Consider the following 4,937-nt stretch of genomic DNA (forward strand, 5'->3'; position numbering starts at 1 on the left):
GGAACCACCAATTCCATCTCATCGAGCAATTGCTGCTTGCGGGTTTTTTTGGTGCTCAGGTTCAGATCAAGGCTGCTTTGCTTCATGCGGTGAGACGATGCCACGGCCTGCTGACACCTACCAAACAAAGAGGGAGGTTTTGCAGGATTTCCTTAACTGTCTGGCGGCAACTCGCCAGCGAGGCAGTCACACCGACCTCAATTTAAACCAACCAGCCTCCTCGAAATCCGGGGCTGTTCATGTCGAGGCAAACGATAAAGCCTACACATCAGAACACCGACCAGCCGGTGAACTCCGATAACTCCTGCAGCGCGCGCGTGCCGAGCAGTGAATTGCCAAACGCATTCAGGCCAGGAGACCAGACCGCGATCGATGCATGTCCCGGAACGACCGCCAGAATGCCGCCTCCGACGCCACTCTTGCCGGGGAAGCCGACCGAATAGGCAAAGTCGCCTGAACCATCATAGTGCCCCGCGAGCAACATCAAGGCGTTGATGCTGCGTGCCTGAGCTGGGTTCAGCAGGTGGGCTGCGGAGTCGAAGCCGGCCAGGAACCGGCCGGCGCTGGCCAATTGCTCGCAGTTCATCGTGATCGCGCATTGGCGACAGTAAATCTGCAGCAGACGTTCGCATTCCATGTGCAGATTGCCGCACGAGCGTAGAAAGTACGCCAGAGAGAAGTTGCGGTAGGCCGTCCGGTATTCCGAGGCGGCAACCTGTTCATCAATCGAGATCCGGTCATCTCCAGCCGCCGTGCGAACGAAATCCATCAGTCTATCGAGTCCGCCGCCCGCGTCAGGCGCATCAAGCATGGCGTCGGTGGTGACCAGTGCGCCCGCATTGACGAAAGGATTGCGCGGTTTGCCGCCTTCCTGCTCAAGCTCGATGACCGAGTTGAAGGTGTAGTTAGATGGTTCCTTGCCCACCCGCTTCCAGAGCCGGTCGCCGTGACGGCCCAATGCGATCGCCAGTGAGAAGACCTTTGAGATGCTCTGGATCGAAAACGGCGTCGCAGCGTCGCCCGCGCTCAGCCGCTCTCCGCTGGCCAGGCACACACTGATCCCGAACTGATGCACATCAACGCTGGCCAGTTGCGGAATGTAGTGCGCCACCCGGCCGCGCTTGTGTGCGCGCTTCATGCGCGCGTCGAGCCCTACCAGAAAGCCCTGGAGCGTTTCCAAAGCGGCGTGGCCCATCGTTCAGGCCAAGTAACGCCGCGCCAGCAGCACCCAGTATGCAGCGCCAATGGCCAGGTTGGCGTCGTTGAAGTCGTAACCCGGGTTGTGTACCATGCAGGCGCCCAGCTTGTCGCCATCCCCGTTTCCGATCAACAGGTAGCAGCCGGGGCGCTTCTCCAGCATGAAGGCGAAGTCTTCGCTGCCGGTGAGTGGCGGGGCCTGCAGCACAACGCGCTCGGCACCAACCAATTCGCTGCCAATCTGGCGGGCGAAGTCGGTTTCGTCCTTGCTGTTGACCAGTGCCGCGTAGCCGCGCCGATAGTCGATTTCGGCCTTGACGCCAAAGCTCTGCGCCTGTGCGTGGGCGATTTCGGTAATGCGCTGCTGCAGCAGGCTGCGCACCTCAGAATCGAGCGCGCGCACGCTCAGCTCAAGATATGCGCTGTCGGGGATGACGTTATTGGCGCGCCCGGATTGCAGCACCCCCACGGTCACCACCGCTGTTTGCAGTGGATCGACGTTGCGCGAGACGACGGTCTGCAACGCCATCACCAGGCTGGCTGCTGCCACTACCGGATCTGCTGCCTTGTGCGGCACAGCGCCGTGACCACCATGACCTACCAGTGTAATGTAGACCTTGTCAGAGGAGGCCATCATTGGGCCTTCGCGAAAGATCAAGTGCCCCTGTGGCCAGCCGGGCATGTTGTGCATGCTGAAGATAGCGTCGCATGGGTATTTGTCGAACAGGCCGTCGTTCATCATGCGTACGGCGCCACAGTCGCTGGTGCCGTATTCCTCCGCCGGCTGGAAGATCAGGTTGAGTGTCCCTGAGAAATCACCCTGCTCTGCCAGCACCTTTGCTGCCGCCAACAGCATGGCCGTATGTCCGTCGTGGCCGCAGGCGTGCATGACGCCCTGGTTGCGACTTGCGTACTGCAGCCCCGTGGTTTCCTGGATCGGCAGTGCGTCCATGTCCGCGCGCAGACCCAGCGTGCGCGTGCCGTCGCCACGCTTGAGTTGCCCGACCACACCGGTTCCGCCCAGGCCGCGCTCAACGTGGTAACCCCAGTCCCGCAGTCGCGCAGCCACTAAATCACTGGTGCGCAGCTCTTCGAATGGCAGCTCGGGGTGCTGATGGATATCACGGCGCAAAGCAATGAATTCGTCTTCGTGTGCGCGTATCGCCTGCAAGGTGTCTTGAACAGTCATGCTATGAACTCACAGTCCGGAAAAATTCGCCTAGTGATCATTTCTGTAGTTCCTTGTCACCGCCGGTTTCGCGCATGAGCAGAATGCCTACGATGGCGATCAAGCTGGTGATAAGGACGTAGAGCGCTGGCGCTGCCGGGTTGTCGGTCACCTTGATGAGCCAGGTGATCACCAGTTGCGCGGTGCCACCAAACAGCGCCACGCCAAAGGCATAGGCAATCGACAGCCCGAGCGCGCGTACATGGCCGGGGAACAGCTCCGGGATGGCCACCAGCGTTGGCGCGCCGCCAATGCCCGTGAGCAATGCCAGCAGCGCAGTCGCCAGTGCCAGAGTGGCAACGCTGGTGTGCTCGATGAGCAGCATGTAAGCCGGATAGACCAACACGAACAATGCCACGCGAGCCCAGAGCATCACGGGTTTGCGCCCATACAGATCTGACAGCCAGCCCCCCAGCAGCGCACCCGCCCAGGTCGCCACGCCGAATACGATGGTCGCCGACATGGCGATCGTCGCGGAGAGCTTGAGCGTGGTCACGGCATAAGTGGTCATGTAGATCGCCGCATAGGTCGAGATCGTCACACCCAGGATGACCATGAGCGCCAGCGTGATCGGTCGCAGATGGTGCCGGATATCGGCCAGCGGGCTCTTGATGGGTCCGCTATGCGTGGGATGCTCGAGGCTCTCAGGCATGTGGCGGCGCAGAAAGAAAGCAATGGGGATCAATGCCAGACCGAGCAAAAAAGGGATACGCCAACCCCACGCCAGCATCTGCTCCTTGCTTAGCGCCAGCGTGAGCACAATGCCGACGACGCCAGCCGCCAGCGACGCTATGCCCTGGCTGGCAAGCTGCCAGCTGCCATACAGGCCGCGCCGGCCCTGGGGTGCGATCTCGATCAGATACGTGGTAGACGGCCCGACCTCGCCGCCCAGGGCCAGCCCCTGCACCAGCCGACAGGCAATGACGATGATGGGTGCCGCCAATCCGATGCTTGCGTACGAGGGGGTGAGCGCCATGCCGATCGTGCCGACCGTGATGAGCGCAATGGTCAACAGCATGGCCGGCTTGCGTCCTGCACGATCGGCAAAAGCGCCGATCAGCAGCCCGCCCAAAGGGCGCGTGATGAAGCCAACGCCAAAGACCGCTACCGACAGCATCACCGTGACCAGCGGTTCGTCAGCGGGAAAGAAGGTCTGGCCGATATACACCGCGAAGAACGCGTAGGTGGTGAAATCAAAGAACTCCAGCGCGTTGCCCGCCACTGTTGCAGCCACGACGCGGGGCTGCACCTTGCTCTTCGCGGCAGTTGAATTGTTCGATACGCGCTGGGATGTGGGCGGCAACGCAACGTCGCCCATACTGGAATTTTGAACGCCCATGAATTTGTCTCCGGATGATTGCTGCTGCCTTGGACGACAGCGTGCGAAATCATAGGAATCATGATCAAATGCGTCTAATGCATAATTTATTCTGAATGCATTCAAAAAACTCATGCGACAAAGGAAATGAACCTGCGCCATCTGGAGTACCTGCTGGCTGTGGCGGACACCGGTTCGTTCAGCCGCGCCGCGGAGCGGTGCCACATCACCCAGTCCGCCCTGAGTCGCAGCATTCAGACCCTCGAAGACGACCTCGGAGCACGTCTGATCGACCGAATGGGCAAGCGCAACGAGTTGACGCCATTCGGCCAGACCGTTGCAAGCCGGGCGCGCCGCATGGTGCTGGATGCCGTTGAGCTAAAACGCAGCGCACAGCTATTGCAAGAGGGCTACTTGGGGGTCATCCGCATTGGGCTCGGCGCGGGGCCTACTGCACTGCTGATGCAGCCCTTTCTGCGTTACATGGCCAGCATGCATCCGAGAGTGCAGGTCAGCCTCGAATCCGGCCCCCCCGAGTTGCAGACCAACCGCTTGCGCGAACGTGGATTCGACGCACTGGTCGTGGATCTACGCAGCGTCACGCCTGCTGATGACCTTTTGATCGAAGATTTGGGCCAAATGCGCGGTGGTTTCATCTGTCGCGTGGGTCACCCCCTTGCCAAACTCAACACCCCCATTACATTTGCACACCTCCAACGCTATCCGTTAGCGTCGACTTCACTCAATCCGGAGTTGGCACGTCTTCTGATCACCCGCTATGGGCCCGCAGCTGACCCCCAGGTCGCGGTGACCCTGCGCTGCAACGATATCAACAGTTTGCTACACGCGGTACACGGCAGTGACGCGGTGTTCCTCGGCCTCATCAGCCCCGCGCGTGAAGCCATCGCCAATGGTAGCTTGGTGGAGTTGCCCATCACTCCGGCGTTGAATGAGGGCGCACGCTTTGCGTTCGTTACCCTGGCCGACCGCACTGAAGCGCCTGCCATGGGAATTTTTCGCCAGTTTGTGGCCGAACATCTGCATGACTGAGAGTCTCTTGGGACATCCTGAACAACTCGGCTGCGCAAGTGCTACATGGCTGATGTTTTTCAGATGACGCAATCGCACCGTTTTGCCCGCGTCCTTGCACCATTCTTGGTGCCTTTTCGGGCCATTTGCACCGCTTTTGCGGCC

The 4,937-nt window shown here is 60.4% G+C and carries 5 protein-coding genes; 2 read left to right on the forward strand and 3 right to left on the reverse strand.

Going from position 1 to position 4,937, the window contains the following annotated elements; all coding sequences use genetic code 11:
- A partial coding sequence (locus ABD767_RS17105; RefSeq protein WP_344869999.1) for a hypothetical protein occupies window positions 1–206 on the forward strand: 206 nt, incomplete at its 5' end.
- Window positions 207–268: 62 nt separating this feature from the next.
- Here the strand turns inward: ABD767_RS17105 and ABD767_RS17110 are convergent.
- Genes ABD767_RS17110 through ABD767_RS17120 form a run of 3 tightly spaced genes read right to left on the reverse strand, consistent with a single transcriptional unit; the run spans window position 269 to window position 3,743 of the window.
- On the reverse strand, window positions 269–1,195 hold the full coding sequence (locus ABD767_RS17110) for a glutaminase (RefSeq protein WP_087866408.1): 927 nt from the start codon (window positions 1,193–1,195) through the stop codon (window positions 269–271).
- Between the two features lie 3 nt (window positions 1,196–1,198).
- Entirely contained in the window at window positions 1,199–2,386 is a 1,188-nt protein-coding gene (locus ABD767_RS17115) for a M20 aminoacylase family protein (protein ID WP_087866407.1), read from the reverse strand.
- Window positions 2,387–2,423: 37 nt separating this feature from the next.
- Window positions 2,424–3,743, reverse strand: a complete 1,320-nt coding sequence (locus ABD767_RS17120; protein ID WP_172415423.1) for an MFS transporter — start codon at window positions 3,741–3,743, stop codon at window positions 2,424–2,426.
- A 147-nt stretch (window positions 3,744–3,890) separates the two neighbouring features.
- Between ABD767_RS17120 and ABD767_RS17125 the strand changes: the two genes are divergently transcribed.
- Window positions 3,891–4,793 carry a LysR family transcriptional regulator gene (locus tag ABD767_RS17125; protein WP_087866405.1) on the forward strand — a complete coding sequence of 301 codons (903 nt, stop codon included), beginning with the start codon at window positions 3,891–3,893 and terminating at the stop codon, window positions 4,791–4,793.
- The last annotated feature ends 144 nt before the right edge of the window (window positions 4,794–4,937 follow it).

This window comes from Comamonas faecalis (assembly GCF_039538025.1).
GTDB lineage: Bacteria > Pseudomonadota > Gammaproteobacteria > Burkholderiales > Burkholderiaceae_C > Comamonas_C > Comamonas_C faecalis.

Excerpts from the sequence above, each read along its gene's own strand:
- ABD767_RS17110 (WP_087866408.1), bottom strand. The coding sequence starts at position 1,195 with ATGGGCCACGCCGCTTTGGAAACGCTCCAGGGCTTTCTGGTAGGGCTC.
- ABD767_RS17115 (WP_087866407.1), bottom strand. The coding sequence starts at position 2,386 with ATGACTGTTCAAGACACCTTGCAGGCGATACGCGCACACGAAGACGAA.
- ABD767_RS17120 (WP_172415423.1), bottom strand. The coding sequence starts at position 3,743 with ATGGGCGACGTTGCGTTGCCGCCCACATCCCAGCGCGTATCGAACAAT.
- ABD767_RS17125 (WP_087866405.1), top strand. The coding sequence starts at position 3,891 with ATGAACCTGCGCCATCTGGAGTACCTGCTGGCTGTGGCGGACACCGGT.